Annotated in this window: 16 protein-coding genes; 9 read left to right on the forward strand and 7 right to left on the reverse strand. The window is 57.3% G+C overall.

Annotation, left to right across the window (positions count from 1 at the left end; all coding sequences use genetic code 11):
* Positions 1–271 precede the first annotated feature (271 nt).
* The 7 genes from gyrA to dnaA form a co-directional block, all read right to left on the reverse strand.
* The gene (gyrA, locus tag ACH2EM_RS01575) at positions 272–2,827 is read right to left on the reverse strand and encodes a DNA gyrase subunit A (protein WP_395150294.1); all 2,556 of its coding nucleotides are present in this window, start codon (positions 2,825–2,827) and stop codon (positions 272–274) included.
* Between the two features lie 19 nt (positions 2,828–2,846).
* Entirely contained in the window at positions 2,847–4,790 is a 1,944-nt protein-coding gene (gene gyrB, locus ACH2EM_RS01580; RefSeq protein WP_395150295.1) for a DNA topoisomerase (ATP-hydrolyzing) subunit B, read from the reverse strand.
* Positions 4,791–4,929: 139 nt separating this feature from the next.
* Complete coding sequence (gene remB, locus ACH2EM_RS01585; RefSeq protein WP_395150296.1) at positions 4,930–5,202, reverse strand: extracellular matrix regulator RemB; 273 nt, start codon at positions 5,200–5,202, stop codon at positions 4,930–4,932.
* Positions 5,203–5,242: 40 nt separating this feature from the next.
* Positions 5,243–6,331 carry a DNA replication/repair protein RecF gene (gene recF / locus ACH2EM_RS01590; RefSeq protein ID WP_395150297.1) on the reverse strand — a complete coding sequence of 363 codons (1,089 nt, stop codon included), beginning with the start codon at positions 6,329–6,331 and terminating at the stop codon, positions 5,243–5,245.
* Positions 6,332–6,335: 4 nt separating this feature from the next.
* Positions 6,336–6,545, reverse strand: a complete 210-nt coding sequence (locus ACH2EM_RS01595) for an RNA-binding S4 domain-containing protein (RefSeq protein WP_395150298.1) — start codon at positions 6,543–6,545, stop codon at positions 6,336–6,338.
* A 357-nt stretch (positions 6,546–6,902) separates the two neighbouring features.
* Entirely contained in the window at positions 6,903–8,003 is a 1,101-nt protein-coding gene (gene dnaN, locus ACH2EM_RS01600; RefSeq protein WP_395150299.1) for a DNA polymerase III subunit beta, read from the reverse strand.
* A gap of 613 nt (positions 8,004–8,616) precedes the next feature.
* Positions 8,617–9,936 (reverse strand): chromosomal replication initiator protein DnaA, encoded by a 1,320-nt coding sequence (gene dnaA / locus ACH2EM_RS01605; protein ID WP_395150319.1) that lies wholly within the window; start codon positions 9,934–9,936, stop codon positions 8,617–8,619.
* Positions 9,937–10,263: 327 nt separating this feature from the next.
* On the opposite strand from dnaA, the gene rpmH reads away from it, so the two are divergent.
* The 9 genes from rpmH to rsmG all read left to right on the forward strand — a co-directional run bounded on the left by rpmH (position 10,264) and on the right by rsmG (position 18,192).
* A complete protein-coding gene (gene rpmH, locus ACH2EM_RS01610; RefSeq protein WP_395150300.1) occupies positions 10,264–10,398 on the forward strand; it encodes a 50S ribosomal protein L34 in 135 nt (44 codons plus the stop codon).
* A gap of 89 nt (positions 10,399–10,487) precedes the next feature.
* Entirely contained in the window at positions 10,488–10,817 is a 330-nt protein-coding gene (gene rnpA / locus ACH2EM_RS01615) for a ribonuclease P protein component (protein WP_395150301.1), read from the forward strand.
* Positions 10,817–11,077 (forward strand): membrane protein insertion efficiency factor YidD, encoded by a 261-nt coding sequence (gene yidD / locus ACH2EM_RS01620; protein WP_395150302.1) that lies wholly within the window; start codon positions 10,817–10,819, stop codon positions 11,075–11,077. Before rnpA ends, yidD begins: the two co-directional genes overlap by 1 nt.
* Positions 11,078–11,190: 113 nt before the next feature.
* Entirely contained in the window at positions 11,191–12,216 is a 1,026-nt protein-coding gene (locus ACH2EM_RS01625; protein WP_395150303.1) for a YidC/Oxa1 family membrane protein insertase, read from the forward strand.
* Between the two features lie 3 nt (positions 12,217–12,219).
* Positions 12,220–13,185 carry an RNA-binding cell elongation regulator Jag/EloR gene (gene jag, locus ACH2EM_RS01630; protein WP_395150304.1) on the forward strand — a complete coding sequence of 322 codons (966 nt, stop codon included), beginning with the start codon at positions 12,220–12,222 and terminating at the stop codon, positions 13,183–13,185.
* Positions 13,186–13,301: 116 nt separating this feature from the next.
* Positions 13,302–13,850, forward strand: coding sequence for a GNAT family N-acetyltransferase (locus tag ACH2EM_RS01635; protein WP_395150305.1), 549 nt, complete (start codon positions 13,302–13,304; stop codon positions 13,848–13,850).
* Positions 13,851–14,191: 341 nt separating this feature from the next.
* Positions 14,192–15,559 carry a tRNA uridine-5-carboxymethylaminomethyl(34) synthesis GTPase MnmE gene (gene mnmE / locus ACH2EM_RS01640; RefSeq protein WP_395150307.1) on the forward strand — a complete coding sequence of 456 codons (1,368 nt, stop codon included), beginning with the start codon at positions 14,192–14,194 and terminating at the stop codon, positions 15,557–15,559.
* Positions 15,560–15,601: 42 nt separating this feature from the next.
* Positions 15,602–17,488 carry a tRNA uridine-5-carboxymethylaminomethyl(34) synthesis enzyme MnmG gene (gene mnmG, locus ACH2EM_RS01645; RefSeq protein ID WP_395150308.1) on the forward strand — a complete coding sequence of 629 codons (1,887 nt, stop codon included), beginning with the start codon at positions 15,602–15,604 and terminating at the stop codon, positions 17,486–17,488.
* Complete coding sequence (gene rsmG, locus ACH2EM_RS01650; protein WP_395150309.1) at positions 17,485–18,192, forward strand: 16S rRNA (guanine(527)-N(7))-methyltransferase RsmG; 708 nt, start codon at positions 17,485–17,487, stop codon at positions 18,190–18,192. Before mnmG ends, rsmG begins: the two co-directional genes overlap by 4 nt.
* The last annotated feature ends 82 nt before the right edge of the window (positions 18,193–18,274 follow it).

Here is an 18,274-nt window from a genome sequence, read left to right on the forward strand (position 1 = left end):
TTTGCAAGTCTTTTCTATTATACGGTCTCAACATGCCTGCGTCAAAGCCTATTTTTTTGCACCTGCAAAAACCGTGTATTTCACCAAAAAGGATTGTTTTTTCTATGCCTTTCACTGGTTTGCGTCAAATAACGCACGGGAAAAGTGCGCAAACTGCCTGGCGCAAAAAAATCCCCGCCTTGCAGCGGGGATTTTGAATGCATTGCAGCATTGCAGCCGGACAGCATACACAAGGCTTTTCAGCCCGGCCAATCTGCTAAAAGGATGGGCTTTATTCGGCCGTCTCCTCATCCTCCACCGGTTCCTGGGCCTGGGCGGCTTCCTCCGCTTCCAGGGCTGCCAGCTGCTCGGGGGTGAGGGCTTCTTCCGGTTCGTTTTCCGGCTTGGCCACTTCCTCATCGTCGGAATGTTCGGTGCGGGCTACGGTAACCACCCGGTCGCCTTCACCCAAACGCATGACCCGGACACCGCTGCCGTACCGGCTTTGCACATTGATGTCGGCAGCGTGCATACGGATGATGATGCCATCCTGGCTGATGAGGATGATGTCGTCGTCCTCGTCCAGCACCTTGATGCCGGCCACCTGGCCCAGGCCATAGTTGCGGATACCCTTGCCGCCACGGCTTTGCAGGCGGTAGTCCTCCACCCGGCTGCGGCGGCCCTTGCCGGACTCGGTAACGGTGAACACGGTAGCGCCGGGCTTTACCACGCCAACGCCCACCACATAGTCCTGAGGCTGGAGCCGGATGGCACGAACGCCATGGCCCAAACGGCCCATGCTGCGGGCATCCTGCTCGTTGAAGCGGATGGCCAGGCCATCGTGGGTGGCAACAATCAGCTCATCGCTGCCGGTGGTAATCTGGGTCCAGGCAAGGCTGTCGCCCTCGTACATACTTACCGCCAGCAGGCCGTTTTTGCGGATGTTTGCATAGGACTCGATGGGGGTACGCTTGATGACGCCCTGACGGGTGACCATAACCAGATAGCCCTGGGCCCCTTCGGCGGGCATACGCAGCATGGTGGTGACCTTCTCGCCATTTTGCAGCGGGAGCAGGTTGACGATGTTGGTGCCGCGGGAGGTGCGGCTGCCCTCGTAAATCTGGTAGCCCTTGAGCCGGTATACACGGCCCTGGTCGGTTACAAAGAGCACAAAGTCGTGGGTGGAGCCAATGAACAGTTCCTCCACAAAGTCCTCATCCTTGCGGCTCATGCCGGAGATGCCCCGGCCGCCCCGCTTCTGCACCTGGTAGGTGTCCTTGGGCTGGCGCTTGATGTAGCCGTCGTGGGTGAGGGTAAAGACACATTCCTCCACGGGAATCAGGTCCTCAATGTCCACCTCGCCGGATACATGGGCAATCTCGGTGCGGCGCTCATCGCCGTATTTATCCCGCAGGAGAATCAGCTCCTCCTTGACGATTTCCATGGTTTTGGCCTCGCTGGCCAGGATGGCCCGCCACTCGCTGATTTTTTCGGCCAGCTCTGCCAGCTCGCCCTCAATCTTGAGGATTTCCAGACCTGCCAGCTGACCCAGACGGAAGGCACAGATGGCTGCTGCCTGGGGTTCGTCAAAGCCAAATTCGTCCATAATGGCCTGACGGGCTTCCGCCTGGCCGCCCTTGCAGCCACGGATGGTGGCAATGATGGCGTCCACAATGTCGGTTGCTCGCTTCAGGCCTTCCAGAATGTGGGCCCGCTCCTCGGCCTTTTTCAGGTCGAAGGAGGTGCGCCGGCGCACCACCTGCATCTGGAATTCCACATACCGCTGAAGCATCTGCTTGAGAGTCATGGTTTTGGGCACGCCCTTATCCAATGCCAGCAGGTGCACGCCTACGGTATCCTGCAGCTGGGTGTAGCGGTAGAGCTGGTTCAGGATGACCTGGGGATTGGCGTCCTTTTTCAGCTCGATGACGATACGCATACCGTGACGGTTGGATTCGTCGTTCAGATCGCTGATGCCCTCCACCCGCTTGTCCTTCACCAGGTCGGCAATGCTCTCAATCAGGCGGGATTTGTTCACCATGTAGGGAATTTCGGTGACGATAATCTGGAACCGGCCGTTCTTCTTTTCCTCAATTTCGGCACGGCCCCGCAGGGTAATCTTGCCCCGGCCGGTGGCGTAGGCTGCCCGGATGCCGCTGCGGCCCATGATGATGCCGCCGGTGGGGAAGTCCGGGCCCTTGATGTGCTCCATCAGCTGGCCCAGGTCGATGTCATCCTGCTCGATGAGGGCAATGGCCCCGTTGATAACCTCGGTGAGATTGTGGGGCGGGATGTTGGTGGCCATGCCCACGGCAATGCCGGTGGAACCGTTTACCAGCAGGTTGGGGAACCGGCTGGGCAGCACGGTGGGCTCCTTTTTGGTTTCGTCAAAGTTGGGGCCAAAGTCCACGGTGTCCTTTTCGATGTCGGTGAGCAGTTCCACCGCCATCTTGCTCATGCGGGCTTCGGTGTATCGGTAGGCAGCGGCGGGGTCGCCGTCCACGCTGCCGAAGTTGCCCTGGCCATCCACCAGGGGATAGCGCATGGAGAAATCCTGGGCCAGGCGCACCATGGCGTCGTACACACTGGCGTCACCATGGGGGTGGTAGGAACCCAGCACCGCACCTACGGTGTCCGCACTTTTGCGGTAGGGGTGGCTGGGGTCGTTGCCACGCTCGTACATGGTGTACAGGATGCGCCGGTGCACCGGCTTGAGGCCGTCCCGCACATCCGGCAGCGCACGGGACACGATGACCGACATGGAGTAGTCCAAAAAGGCCTTTTCGATTTCGTCCTTGATGTCCCGGACAATCAGATGGGTGCCCGGATTGAGGTTGTTTTCTATCATTGCTTATCGGTCCTTTCCATCAAACATCCAGCGTAGCGTACTCGGCATTCTTCTCGATGAACTGGCGGCGGGGCTCCACCTTATCGCCCATGAGGATGGTGAAGGCTTCGTCTGCCTTCTGGGCATCCTCGATGGAAATCTGCACAATGACCCGGTTGTCCGGGTTCATGGTGGTTTCCCACAGCTGTTCCGGGTTCATCTCACCGAGGCCCTTGTAGCGGCTGATCTTGACGCCCTGGCCCATCTCGGCACTCAGGCGGCTCATCTCTGCATCATCGTAGGCATAGCGCACATCCTTGCCTTTGGCCAGCTTGAACAGGGGCGGCTGGGCAATGTATACATAGCCGCCCTCAATGAGGGGACGCATGAACCGGAAGAAGAAGGTGAGCAGCAGGGTGCAGATGTGGCTGCCGTCCACATCCGCATCGGCCATGATGAACACCTTGTGGTAGCGCAGCTTGCTTACATCGAACTCCTCGCCAATGCCGCAGCCCAGGGCCAGCACCACCGGCATGAGTTTTTCGTTGCCATAGACCTTGTCCAGGCGGGCCTTTTCCACATTCAGCATCTTACCCCACAGGGGCAGAATGGCCTGAATGTTGGAGTCACGGCCCTGCTTGGCGCTGCCGCCGGCAGAATCACCCTCGACGATGTACAGCTCGGTTTTGGAGGGGTCCTTTTCCCGGCAGTCCGCCAGTTTGCCCGGCATACGGCTGGTTTCCAGGGCGCTTTTGCGGCGCACCAGGTCACGGGCTTTGCGGGCGGCCTCACGGGCACGGGCAGCCTGGGTGGCTTTTTCGTAGATGGCTTTGGCCACACCGGGATTTTCTTCCAGAAATTCCTTGAGCTTCTCGTAGACCATGCCGGAAATCAGGCTGCGCACCTCGGTATTGCCCAGCTTTGCCTTGGTCTGGCCCTCAAACTGGGCCTCGGTGAGCTTGACGCTGATGACGCAGGTAAGGCCCTCACGCACATCGGTGCCGCTGAGGTTCTCGTCCTTTTCCTTCAGGTAGCCCTTTTCCCGGCCAAAGTCGTTGATGACACGGGTGAGGGCATTTTTAAAGCCCTCCTCGTGGGTGCCGCCGTCCGGGGTGTTCACATTGTTGGCGAAGGAGAGAATCAGCTCGTTGAAGCCATCGTTGTACTGCATGGCCACCTCGGCAATGATGTCATCCCGCTGGCCCCGCAGGTGAATCACCTGGGGATGAAGCACGGTGTTATCCCGCTTTTTTTGCAGGTAGTCCACAAAGCTGGAGATGCCGCCCTGGTAATGCATACTCTCCTGCACAGGCTCCTCGCCCCGTTCGTCGGTGAAGGTGATGCGCACCCCAGCGTTCAGGAACGCCTCCTCCCGCAGGCGCACCAGCAGGGTCTCGTAGTCGTAGACGGTGGTTTCGGTGAACATCAGGGGGTCTGCCTTAAAGCGCACGGTGGTGCCGGTGGTGGTGGCAGGGCCCAGGATTTGCAGGGGAGCATCCGGCACGCCCCGCTGGAACCGCTGGTAGTGCTCCTTGCCGTCCCTGCGGACGATAACCTCCAGCCACTCGCTGAGGGCGTTTACCACGCTGGAGCCTACGCCGTGCAGACCGCCGGCCACCTTGTAGCCGGAGTTTTCGCCGCCGAATTTGCCGCCGGCGTGGAGCACGGTGAGCACCACTGTGACCGCAGGGATGCCCAGCTTGGGCTGGATGTCCACCGGAATGCCGCGGCCATTGTCGGTTACTTCGATGACATTGTCCTTCTTGATGGTGACCTCGATGTGGTTGCAGTAGCCTGCCAGCGCCTCGTCGATGGCGTTGTCCACAATTTCGTACACCAGATGGTGCAGGCCACGGGGGCCTGTGGAGCCAATGTACATACCGGGCCGCTTACGCACCGCCTCCAGGCCTTCCAGGACCTGAATCTGGCTGCCGTCGTAATCTTCGGCCTGGCCCACCTGCTGTTTGTTGATTTCCTGTGCCATTTCTTGCCTCCTGTGTTGCGTAACGCACCAACCGGACCCCTTGCCCGGTCAGGCGTTGTGATAAACCGGTGCCAAGTCCGCTGGGGACTGCTGCCGGATTGATTTCGTTGGTGTGGCCGCCCTCTGAGGGCGGCGGAGCTTACCGCTCGTTGATGCCCAGCTGGTCCAGCCTGCCGCAGCGCTTTTCCAGCGTTTTGGACGATATGGGGCTGATGTAGACCGTTTCACCGGGAAAGTCCGTTACCACAAAGCTTTTGGGCAGCTCGTCACTCAGGGTGACCACCGCACTTTCCTGCTCCGCATGGCGCAGAAAGCCCCGGGTGTGCTTGGAGATGGTGGTGGTGTCGATGTCAAATATGCCGATGATGTCGTCGGTATGGACCACATAGTCCTGCCCCAGGTGAAGGTACATTCTGCCGCACTCCTTTCGCATAGGGCCCGAGGGCCCGGTATCAGAGGGGACGCAGGGTGCCCTGTTCCATGCACACCATGACCCCTTCGGTTTTGTGAAACAGACTGGAATCGCAGGCGGTAACGATGGTCTGCTTGCCCCGCATCCGGGTGAGCAGGTATTCCTGCCGTACTGCGTCCAGTTCGCTGAGCACATCGTCCAGCAGCATGACCGGATGCTCCCCGGTAATCTGCTGGGTGCAGCTGGCTTCGGCCAGTTTTAGGCTGAGCACCGCACTGCGCTGCTGGCCCTGGCTGGCATACAGCCGGGCTGGCTGGCCTGCCAGAAGGACCTCAAAGTCCTCCCGGTGGGGGCCGGCCGTGCCAAAGCCTGCCCGCAAATCGCTGCTGCGGGCCTGGTCCAGCAGCTGGGCCAGCTGCCCTGGCTCGCAGCTGGGTTTGTAGTGCAGCTGCAGCGGCTCGCTGCCCCGGGAAATCTGGGCATAGTTTTCCTGGGCAAAGGGGATGAGCAGCTCCATGTACCGGCTGCGCCGGGCCATCAGTTCTTCCCCATGGCGGGCTAGCTCCTGGTCGAACACATCCAGCATCTCCCCTGCACCGGGGGTGCGGTGGTACTGCTTGAGCAGGGCATTTTTTTGGGCCAGAAGCCGGGCGTACCGGCGCCAGGTGGCCAGATAGCCAGGGTAGAGCTGGCAGAGGGCCGCATCCAGAAAACGGCGGCGCCCTTCCGGGCTGCCCTTGATCAGGTTCAGGTTGCCCGGCTCAAATACCACGGCGGGAAAACTGCCCGCCAAAGCCGCAGCCCGGCCCAAATCCACTCCGTTGCGGCGGGCGCACCGCCCCGGCCGGGGGCTTTGCTTGCTGCCGATGGTGAGGTGAATGCGGTTTTGCTGGCCCTGATCCGTTTCGGTGACTGCTTGCAGTGATCCAAAGGGCTGATCCCGCTGAATCAGCTCTGCGTCCTTGGAGCCGCGAAAGCTTTTGCCGCCGGTCATGAGCCAGACTGCCTCCAGCAGGTTGGTTTTGCCCTGACCGTTGCGCCCGCAGATGACCGTTAGCTCCGGCCCCGGCTGAAAATGGGCCTGCCGGATGTTGCGGTAATGCTCCAGCTGAAGGTCGGTGATCCGCATGGACTCAGCCGCCAATCGCCACGGTGCGGCCATCCAGGGTAACCTGGTCGCCAGGACGCAGTTTTTTGCCCCGCATCAGGCAAACCTCGCCGTTTACCTGCACCTGGCCGTCCTGGATAAGCACCTTGGCTTCGCCGCCGGTCTCCACCAGACCTGCCAGCTTGAGCAGGGCGTCCAGCTTGATGTATTCCGTGTGAATGTGAATCTGTTCCATGGGTTGTTTCTCCTTTTGGGGTCCTGGCCGAACCGTAGTGAAGTGGGCTTTGCTGCCCGCTGAGAAGGCTCTGGGCCGTTTGTGGGCTGCCATCCAGTTGCAGAGAGCAGTTGAGGACCAACAGGTCCGGTTTTTAGGGGCGTTGGCGCCCGTTGAGGACCGGTTTTTGAGGGAAGGTCTTCAACGCAGGACGGAAAAAGCAATGAAATTTGCACAATCGTCCATGCTGAGGGGATGGCGGGGCGGGAGTTGAAAAAGGGTGCAAATCCGCCTTGTATGAATATTCGCTGTATTTTTATGCATGCAAAAGGGAAGGATTTGCCTGTTTAGGTTGCAACAAAAGTGCATATTGGAAGGTCAGTCGTTTTTGAAACGCACCGGCAGTACCAGGTAGATGAAGTCATCCCCCTCCGCAGGCAGAATTTTAACCGGGCTCAGGGGGCCGTTCATCTCCAGACGAACCCGCTCGCAGCGGGAATTGCGCAGCGCATCCAGCAGGTAGCGGTTGTTGAAGCCAATTTCCACCGGATCGCCCTGGATGGAAGCAGGGAATTCATCCACCACTTTGCCAAGGTTGGTTTGGCAGCGGACGGTTACTTTTTGGTCGAAGAGGATCCGAAGGGGATTTTTCAGCCGTTCGGTGATGATGAGGCTGGCCCGCTCGATGGTTTCGATGAAATCTTTGGTTTCCAGCACTGCCTGGGTTTTGCTTTCGGAGGGGATAACGGTGGCATAATTGAGAAATTCGCCTTCAATCAGACGGGATACGATGGTGTAGCTGCCAGCATGGAATACAACAAAACGGCGGTTGGCACTGATGCGTACATCCTGGCTGTCTTCACCCAGAAGTTTGTTGACTTCGGTGAGGGTTTTGGAGGGAATGATGATGCGGATGCTTTTTTCTGCCTGGACCGGACGCTCCACAATGGCAAGCCGGTAGCCATCCAGGGCTACTACGGTGAGACGGTCCTGCTCGATGGAGAAAAGTTCGCCGGTGTGGGCAGGTTTTTTGTCGTCCTGACTGACGGCGTACAGGGTTTTTTCAATCATTTCCCGCAGAACACCTGCTTTTAGGGTGAGGGTGTGGTCTGCACCGGGGGTGGGAAGATCCGGGTAGTCGGAACTGCTCATGGCAAGGATGTCGAACTCGGCTACGCCGCCCTTGATGGTGGCATTTCCGGATTCGTTGGTGCAGATGGTGATTTCGCCACTGGGCAGACGGCGGACCATATCGCCTAATAGTTTTGCAGATAGAACAAGTTCACCCGGTTTCCGTACATTGGCTTCGATGGTGGTGGTGATGGCCATCTCCAGGTCGTAGCCGGTGAGGGTAAGTTGGAAACCATCGGCTTTTAGGAGGATGCCTTCCAGTGCAGGGATGGCTGAACGAAGGGTGACGGCTTTGGACACACCGTCAATGGCACTGGAAAGAAGGGATTTATCGCAGATGATGTTCATGGTGTTTGCTCCTTTCGGTGGAAGGGAAGGTGAGAAATCGATTATGAAAAAACATAGTTTCGGTAGCCGTAGTAATAGGGGCTGTTGAAACTGTGAAAAAGTGAAGGGAATGCCCACACAGCCTGGGGAAAAAGGGGGTGTGGAAGTGTGGTTTTGGAGTTGAAAATTTGTGAATAAGTGTTTGTTGAAGGATTGTCCACATGGGTGGTGGAAAAGGGTTTGTTAAATGTTGAAAAGTTCGAGAAAAACTTTGAGAGGGAAAAGGGGTGGTTTTTTCCAGTTTTTTAAGGAAAAACAGGCCAGATGCAGTGGTTTATTCCGGGCTGTATAATCCCCATTATGTCACATTTCGTGTCATAATGGGGACACAAAAGGGCGATTTTCCTGGCAGCAAAAAAAGAAAAAGGCCCTAAAAAGCCGTAATTTTTGCAAAAAAACGCTGCCGGAAAGCCGCTGAAAAAACAAAAAAATAATAAGGAGGGAAAAACCCTCTTTGAAATGGTTGAAAAGGAAGAGGCCAGCGGATTACCAGAAAAGCAGAAGATACCCACTGCCTGCTGGCTGCGGCCCAAAAAACCGGGGCCAGGATAGCCTGACCCCGGAAAGGGACCGGTCAGGAACGGACATTCTTGATAATGTCCTCCACCGTTTCTTTCAGGTGACGGTCGTTGTTCAGATTGTTCTCCATGGATTTAAGGGAGTACACAATGGTGGAGTGATCCCGGCCGCCAAACTCCTTGCCGATGTCCTCCATGCTCATGCCGGTAATCTCCCGCACCACATAGATGGCGGTTTGCCGGGCTGCGGAGATGTTGGCTGTACGGCGCATGCCCCGGATTTCGGCAGGGGTTACATTATAGGTACGGCCTACCTCGCCAATAATCTTTTCGATGGTGACGGGTACCGGCTGGGTTTCGTTGAGAATATCCTTAATGGCATTCTGCGCTACCCCAATGACAGGCTGGATGCCCTCCAGCATATAGTAGGCGTTCAGCTTTTTGACGGCACCCTCCAGCTGGCGGATGTTGTTTTTGAGGTGGTTGGCAATGAATTCTGCCACCTCGTTGGGCATATCCAGGTTGAAAAGCTCTGCCTTGCGGCGGATGATGGCCACGCGGGTTTCAAAGTCCGGGGGCTGGATGTCCGCAGTGAGGCCCCATTCAAAGCGGGTGCGCAGACGCTCCTCCAGACTTTTGATCTCCTTAGCGGGCCGGTCGCTGGCCAGCACAATCTGCTTGCCTGCATTGTGCAGGGTGTTGAAGGTGTGGAAGAATTCTTCCTGGGTGCTTTCCTTGCCGGCGATAAACTGAATGTCATCCACCAGCAGCACATCCGCTGCCCGGTATTTTTGCCGGAACAGCTCGGTGCTGCCCTCCCGGATGGCGGTGATAATTTCGTTGGTGAACTTTTCGCAGTCCACATAGACAATGTTAAAGTCGGGATGATTTTTTTTGATTTCCACCTGGATGGCATTCAGCAGGTGGGTTTTGCCCAGACCCGACTGGCCGTAGATGAACAGGGGGTTGTAGGCGCCGGAGGGATTGGAGGCCACCGCCTGGGCTGCCGCATAGGCGAACTGGTTAGAGGGGCCTTTAATGAAGTTTTCAAAGGTAAAATCATATTTGCCGCTGGGCACCGCTGGTGCCGGCTGCGCCGCAGGGGCTGCCGGTTTTTCGGGAGCGGTGGCTGGCACCACAAGCTCCACCTCCACCTCGAAACCCAGCACGGCAGCCAGAGCTTCCTTGAGCAGGGGGGTGTAGCGGTCCCGGACGATGGTGCAGATAAAGTCGTTGCGCACGGACAATACGACCTTGCCGCTGCCCTCAAAGCTTACTGCTTCCAGACCGTCGATGTAGAGGTTATAGGTTGCATCCACAAGGCGCTCTTTGCAGTATTCTTTTGCTGCGCTTAAAACATCGTTGAAGGAATCCATAGACACAAAACGCTCCCATACCGAAAAAATTTGAATCTGTTTCATTATAGCATAAAAAAAAGGGTGTGACAATGAAAAACGGTCTTCAAAGGGGAGAAAAGCCCGGATAAGCCCAGCTATACATCTATAATAGTAAAAGAAGAATGGTCCTGTTTGCTCCCTTCGATACCACCAAAGGGCCGCACAAAGCCAAATTTCTTGATTTTGGGTGTTGACAAAGGCAAGGAATGTCCAGTATACTTTTATGTTGCAAGGCCATATCCAATATTGGTTAGGCCGCAACCGAATTAATCATGCCCCATGCGGGGCCTTTTGGAGGAACATATTATGAAAAGAACTTTTCAGCCCAAGAAGCGTCATCGCAGTGGTGTACATGGCTTTCTGAAGAGAATGTCTACCAAGAACGGCCGTAAGGTCATTGCTGCTCGTCGTGCCAAGGGCCGTGCGAAGCTGTCTGCCTAATAATCAAACGACGCCCGCCGCTGCGGGAGCTTAGCAGAACAAGGCCACACCAAAAGGAGTGGCCTTGTTTTTCCATACGAGGAAAAAAGATGCGTTATCGCCCCATTACCCGGAACAAGGAGTTCAGCCGGGCTTATGCCCGGGGCAAGGCCTTTGTTCATCCCAAACTGGTGCTGTATGTGGTAAAAAACCGCCTGGGCAAAACCCGTGTGGGCATTACAGCCACCAAAAAAATCGGCAACGCTGTGCAGCGAAATCGGGCACGGCGGGTGATTCGTGCTGCACTTTACGAGATTCTGCCCTACCAGGTGGGAGGGCTGGATCTGGTGTTTGTGGCACGGGGTCAGACGGCCCGCTGCAAAAGCGGGGAAATCCGGCTGGCGGCCGAACAACTGCTGAAAGACGCGGGACTGGTCTGATGATCGCCCGCGTTTTCGTGCTGCTTATTCGAGGGTATCAGAAGTATATTTCTCCCCATCTGGGCGGCAACTGCCGTTTTCGGCCCACCTGCAGCCAGTATGCCCTGGAGGCCATCCAGCTGCATGGAGCGGCAAAAGGCTTGTTGCTGGCGGTGTGGCGTATTTTGCGCTGCAACCCCTTTGGAAAAGCAGGCTATGACCCGGTACCCCCAAAAGGGTGCTGGAAAAGCAAGGAGCGCAAGCTCTACCGGCCCCGGTAGGCTTGCCGGCACAAAACCCCTCATGACGGTCCTTCGTTGCGCAGGGGACTGTCCTACGCTACAACTAGATTAACGAAGCCCTGGGGCGCAAGCGGGGCGGATAGGAATTGAATATGGGATTTTTAGGAATTCTCGGCCTTCCTCTGGGGTATGTGCTCCAGTGGATTTACGAACTGGTGGGCAACTATGGTTGGGCCATCATTCTGTTTACTGTGGCAGTTCGATTGGCGTTCTTCCCTTTGCAGATTAAGCAGCAGAAGAGCACCGCCCGCATGGCTGCCTACCAACCCATGATTGCGGAAATCCAGAAAAAGTACGCCAAAGACCGGGAAAAGCAGAACGAAGAGCTGATGCGGATGCAGCAGGAGTATGGCTACAATCCCGCAGCGGGCTGCCTGCCGATGTTTTTGAACCTCTTTGTGATTTTTGGTATCATTGAGGTGGTGTACCGGCCCTTGCAGTACATTCTGCATCTGCCCAGCGAGGTGATTAACCAGGCTGCCCAGGTCATGGGCCTGGCCGCCAGCAACTACACCACCCAGAGCCAGATTGTGCAGCAGGTACAGCGGGACGCCAGTATGTTTGCGGATGTTTTTAGCGCAGATCAGCTGGCAGCCATCCAGGATTTCCATGTAAACTTTATGGGCATTAACCTGATGGATAAGCCCGGCATGGCTTTGAATGCCCTGTTGGTTTTCCCCCTGCTGAGCATTGTAACCATGGCCATGCTGAACGTGATCACCATGAAGATGAGCGGCCAGCAGATGCAGGGCAGCATGAAGCTGATGCCCTGGATGACCAGCCTGATGTTTGTGTGGTTTGCCTTCCAGGTTCCCGTTGGTTTTTCCCTGTATTACACTGTTTCCAACCTGTTCCAGTTTGTGCAGAGCGTAATTTTGCGCAAGATGTACGACCCGGAAGAACTGAAAGCGCAAATCCAGGAAGAAATTGAGCAGAAGAAACGGGAAAAGAAGCAAAAAAAGGAAGTAACCGTTGAGGAAAATGGAAAAAAGACGGTGAAAAAGGTAAACGAGGCTGAACTGAACCGGCTTCGGCTGGATATGGCCCGCAAGCTGGACGAGGAAAAATACAAGGATGAGCGCACCGTACCCCTGAGCCAACTGAGTAAGGAGGAATAAATCATGCGTGAAGTGATCGTCACCGGCAAAACGGTGGAGGAGGCCACCGAGGCTGCCTGCCAGCAGCTGGGCCTGCCCCGTGAGGAAGTGAGCATCGAAATTTTGGAGATGCCTGTGCAGCGGCTGTTCAAGCGTGTGCCTGCCAAGGTGCGGGCCCAGGCGCTGGAGCCTCAGCTGGACCCCATCCCCACCCAGGAGCCGGTGGTGGAGCCGGAGCCTGTTTGCCAGCCGGAGCCTCAGCCTGCTGCCCAGGAGCAGGCGGATGCGCCCCAGGCAGAGGAGGAGAACGCAGAGAGCAAGCCCGTGGACACGGCAGCCAACCCCAAGCTGGCTGCTGCCATGGAGTACCTGACCCAGGTATTTGCCCTGATGGGCGCAGAAAATCTGACCATCTGGGCAGAGCAGCAGGGTGAGGCCTACATCATAAAGGTGGAGGGCGATGAAGTGGGGGTTCTGATTGGCCACCGTGGTGAGACCATGGAGAGCCTTTCCTACCTGGCTGGCCTGGTGGCCAACCGCCTGGAAGGGGATTACCTGAAGCTGGGCCTGGATGTGGCCGGTTACCGGAGCAAGCGGGAAAAGGACCTGGAAGCACTGGCTCAGCGGCTGGGTGCCAAGGTACTTAAAAATGGCCGCAGCCATTCCATGGAGCCCATGAATCCCTACGAGCGGCGCATTATTCACAGCGTGATTGGCGCCATGGAAGGGGTACACAGTGAGTCTAAGGGTGAGGGCACCCAGCGCCGTGTGGTCATCTACCCCGATCAGCCCCGGCAGTCTGCTGGACGCAGCGCAGGCCGCTCCCGCAGCCGCAAGCCCGGCCAGCGCAGCGAGCGCCGCAGCCAGGTGCCTGGCCGTACCTTCGCCCAGGAACAGCGGGATGAGAATGCAAAGCCTGTTGCGCCCAAGCGCACCCAGGTGATTGACGATGCAGAGGGGTTTGCATTGTACGGCAAAATTGAACTGTAAGGGTGAGATTCACCTGATAAAAATGCCCGGTTTTTTCCGCCCAAGGGAGAAAGCCGGGCATTTTTGAATGGATGGAGCAGCAAATAGCTGCCCCAAAGGAGAGGAGTAAGAGAAGGATGGAACTGAAGCGGATGAGAGAATGGACTCACCCGGAATTTGAAGGGATTTGGGCGTTGTATGAGCGGAGCTTTCCCGGATTTGAAAAGCGCAATCTGGCAGATCAGAAGCGAGCTATGGAGCAGGCGGCGGATTATGCCGTGGATCTGATTTTGGAGGAAGGTGCTGTGCAGGGGTTTGTGATGTACTGGCAGCACCAGGACTTTTTGTATCTGGAGCATTTTGCGGTGCTGGAACAGGCCCGGAACAAGGGGTATGGCAGCCGGGTGCTGGAGGCTTTAAAGGCGAAAGGCAGCAGGATTGTGCTGGAAATTGACCCCCCTGAGGATGAAATTTCCCTGCGGCGAAAGGGCTTTTATGAGCGGTGTGGGTTTGTTGCCAATGACTACAACTACATCCACATTCCCTATAAAAAGGAACAGACGTGGTACCCCCTGGTGCTCATGACCTGGCCCCAGGCCATTGATGCCCAGCAGTACCAGAGTTTTTACGATTTTATGAAAGGCCATGTGGCCATTTATGGAGAGAATCCTCCCATTATCCAGTAAATTTTCGCAAAGCCCCCTGGGCCCTTTAAGGGCCCAGGGGGCTTTGGTTTTGGAGCAGAGCAAAGGTGCTGCTTACAGCCCAGCGCAAAATGCTGCACTTTGTGCTGGGAGCATGGCATAAGAGGGGAAAGCAGTCCTCAACAGTGCAGAGGGTTGGAGGGGCCGGACCGGGGAAATAAGGGGCAGGTGTGGAGGAAGAAAAGGGGAGGAACGCTGGCGGCAAAAAAGAGCGGGCGGTGTGGGTTTGTGCAGGGCTTTGCCTTGCCCTTGCCCGGTGGGTGTGATAAAATAAATCGAATTACATTGCACCGTTGCAAGACGGCACAAGGAGGTATGTGGATATGAACAGCACAATCGTGGCATTGGCCACCCCACCCGGCGCCGGTGGCATTGCAGTGGTGCGGCTTTCCGGCCCGGAAAGCTATCAGATTGGCGGGAAGGTGTTCCGGCCCAGAAACCCGGAAAAACAGGTGGAAAAGGCCAAGGGCTACACCGCCTTATACGGCCGCTTTGTGGATGGTGAGACCACCCTAGACGAGGGCGTGGCTTTGTTTTTTAGGGCTCCCCACAGCTACACCGGCGAGGATGTAATTGAGCTGAGCTGCCACGGGGGCATGGTGATTGCCCAAAGCCTGATTCAGGCCTGCATCGGGGCAGGAGCTGTGCCGGCAGGGCCCGGTGAGTACACCAAGCGGGCTTTTTTGAATGGGCGCATCAGCCTGACCCAGGCAGAGGGCGTGATGGATGTAATTGCCGCGGCAGGGCGACAGGGCGCAGCCCTGGCAGAAAGTGCTTTGAACGGCAGCCTGGCGGCAGCCATTGAGGGCTGTAAAACCACTCTGCTGGAACTGGCGGGGCACCTGGCAGCCTGGGTGGATTTTCCCGAAGAAGATGTGCCGGAACTGGAAGAACAGGCTCTGGGACAGGCCTTGTGCGGCGTAAAGCAACAGGTGGAGAGTCTGATTTCTGGTTATGAGGCAGGTGCGGTGCTGCGCCATGGCGTGGATGCAGCCATTGTGGGCAGCCCCAATGTGGGCAAAAGCACCCTGCTGAACCTGATGTCCGGGTTTGACCGGGCCATTGTGACTCCCATTGCAGGTACTACCCGGGATGTGGTGGAGCAGGCAGTGATGCTGGGAGGAATCCGGTTGAATCTGTTTGATACCGCCGGTATCCACCACACGGAAGATGTGGTGGAGGCGGAGGGAATCCGCCGCAGCCACCGCAAGCTGGAGGAAGCAGGGCTGGTGCTGGCTGTGTTTGATGGTTCCCGCAGCGTAACCCAGGACGATTTGGAGCTGGCCCGGCGATGCAGCGGCAAGCGGGCCATTGCCCTGATTAACAAGGGAGACCTGGAGCGCCGGTTTGACACGGCCCAGATTGCAGATTGCTTTGACCAGCTGGTGCACATCACCGCAGGCCAGGGCCAGGGCTTGCAGGAGCTGGAGCAGGCGGTGCAGCAGGTGCTGGGCGTTGCCCAGCTGGATTTGAATGCACCCTGTCTTGTGAGCCAGCGGCAGCTGAGTGCAGCAGTGCAAGCCAAGGAGGCGTTGGAACAGGCCCTGGAAGCCATGGAGGCAGGGTATGGACTGGACGCTGTGAGCGTGTGCGTGGACGATGGCCTGACGGCCCTCTGCCAATTGATGGGCGAGGATGCCAGCGAGGCTGTGATTGAAGAAGTATTTTCCAAGTTTTGCGTGGGTAAGTAACCTGTGCAAAATGGGGCATAGCAAGAAGGAAGCAAGGATAGCATGAATCATTTGGGAGATTATCAGGTTGTGGTCATTGGTGCGGGCCACGCAGGCATTGAGGCGGCCCATGCGGCAGCCAAGCTGGGGGTGTGCACCGCCCTGTTTACCCTGAGCCTGGACGGCATTGGAAATATGCCCTGCAACCCCAGCATTGGCGGCACCGCCAAGGGGCATTTGGTGCGGGAGGTGGATGCGCTGGGCGGTGTGATGGGTCTGGCAGCCGATGCCACCACCCTGCAAAGCCGGATGCTGAACCGGGGCAAGGGGCCTGCGGTGCATTCGCTGCGGGCGCAGATTGACCGCACCGCCTACCATGCCTACACCAAGCATCTGATGGAGCAGACCGAGCATCTGGACATCAAGCAGGGCGAGATTGTGGAGCTGGTGCTGGAAGAAGGCAAGGTGTGCGGAGTGCGCACCCGGTTAAATGGCTACTACACTGCCCAGGCGGTGGTGCTGTGTACCGGCACCAACCTGGGAGGGCGTATTTTTGTGGGGGATGCCAGCGTGGAGAGCGGCCCGGACGGCCAGCACGCAGCCAACCAGCTGACCGAAAGCCTGCGCAAGGCGGGGCTGCCGCTGCGCCGGTTCAAAACCGGTACCCCTGCCCGTGTGCACCGGCGGAGCGTAAATTTTGCAGTGCTGGAGCGCCAGCCCGGCGAGGAGCCGCCCGAACCCTTTAGCTTTTTGACCCCTGAGGGTGCTGTGAAAAATCAGGTGGATTGCCACATTGCCTACACAAATCCCCGCACCCATGCGGTGATTCAGGAAAATCTGCATCGCTCGCCCTTGTATGGGGGAGCCATTGAGGGAATTGGTCCCCGATACTGCCCCAGCATTGAGGACAAGGTGGTTCGGTTTGCAGAAAAGGAACGGCACCAGATTTTTGTGGAGCCCTGCGGACTGGACACCGAGGAGATGTACCTGCAAGGCATGAGCAGCAGCCTGCCGGAGGATGTGCAGAATGCCATGTACCGCACCATTGAAGGGCTGGAGGATGTGGAGATTTTGCGCCCGGCCTATGCCATTGAGTACGATTGCATTGACCCCACCGCCCTGAAGCTGACCTTGGAGACCAGAGCGGTTCGGGGTCTGTATGGTGCGGGGCAGTTTAATGGAACCTCCGGCTATGAGGAGGCGGCAGCCCAGGGCCTGCTGGCAGGCTTGAATGCTGCCCTTCAGGTGCTGGGCCGGGAGCAGGTGATTCTGCCCCGTCACACCTCTTATCTGGGTACTTTGGTGGATGATCTGGTAACCAAGGGCGTAATGGACCCCTACCGGATGATGACCAGCCGCAGCGAGTACCGGCTGACCCTGCGCCAGGATAACGCCGATGAGCGGTTGACCCCCATTGGACGGCAGGCTGGCCTGGTGGATGATGTGCGATGGGAAGCCTACCAGAAAGCCATGGCGGTGAAGGAGCAGGAGCGCAAGCGACTGGAACAGACCAGCATTAAGGCAAACCAGCTGAATCCGGTGCTGGAAGCTGCGGGCATTGCCCCCGTGGAAAAGGGAGGAACTGCCGCAGAGCTGCTGCGCCGCCCGGAACTGGACTACTCTCTGATTGCCCAGGTAATTGGCTGGGGCGAAGGGGTAGACCGGCGGATGGCAGGTCGTATTACCACCGAAATTAAGTATGCGGGCTACATCAGCCGCCAGATGCGCACCATCAAAGAGGTGAAGCGGCTGGAGCACATTCCCATTCCGGAAGATTTTGATTACCAGCCCCTGAGTGGCCTGCGGCTGGAAGCAAGGGAAAAGCTGGGCAAAATTCGACCGGTGAACCTGGCCCAGGCTGGACGGATTCCCGGCGTATCGCCGGCTGACCTTTCGGTGCTGAGTGTGGCAGTGGCGGCAGCCAATGCGGAAAAGGAGAAACAAGCATGATTGAACAAAGTCGTTTGCAAGCACGCTGCCGGGAATATGGAATTGAGCTTTCGGCCTTGCAGCTGGACCAGCTGGACCGCTACGCTCAGATGTTGGTGGAGTATAACCAGAAGGTGAATCTCACCGCCATCACCGACCCGGAAGGGATTGAAATCAAACACTTTTTGGACAGCCTTTTGTTTGCCTCCCAGCCCCAGGTGGCTGGCCGGATGGTGGATGTGGGCTGTGGTGCAGGGTTCCCTGGTTTGGTGACCAAAATCTACAAGCCCCAGCTGGAACTCACCCTCATGGAACCCACCGGCAAGCGGGTGGAGTTTTTGAAGTATGTTTGCAGTGAACTGGGGCTGACGGGCGTGGAGTTTGCCAAGGAGCGGGCAGAGGAAGCAGCGCGCAAACAGTGGCGGGAAGCCTTTGATGTGGCCAGTGCCCGGGCGGTGGCGGCTCTGCCGGTTTTGGCCGAGTACTGCCTGCCTTTGGTGAAGCAGGGCGGCGTATTTATTGCCTTGAAGGGCGCATCCGCCCAGGAGGAATTGCAGGCTGCCCGTGGTGCCATTGCCAAGTTGGGGGGCAAGTTTGCAGAGAGCAAGGAGTTTCAGCTGCCAGGTGGCGATGCCCGAAGCTTGATTGTGTGCAAAAAAATATCGCAAACTCCCCCTGCATATCCCCGAAACGGTGGAAAAATTGCAAAAGCTCCCTTAAAGTGATGACAGAACAGGCGAAAAAATCCAGAACCTTGTAAATGGAATTTTCTGGTGCGTACAGCGCATTCATGGTATACTTTGGAAA

It is taken from the genome of uncultured Allofournierella sp., from assembly GCA_944382705.1.
Taxonomy (GTDB): Bacteria; Bacillota; Clostridia; order Oscillospirales; family Ruminococcaceae; genus Allofournierella.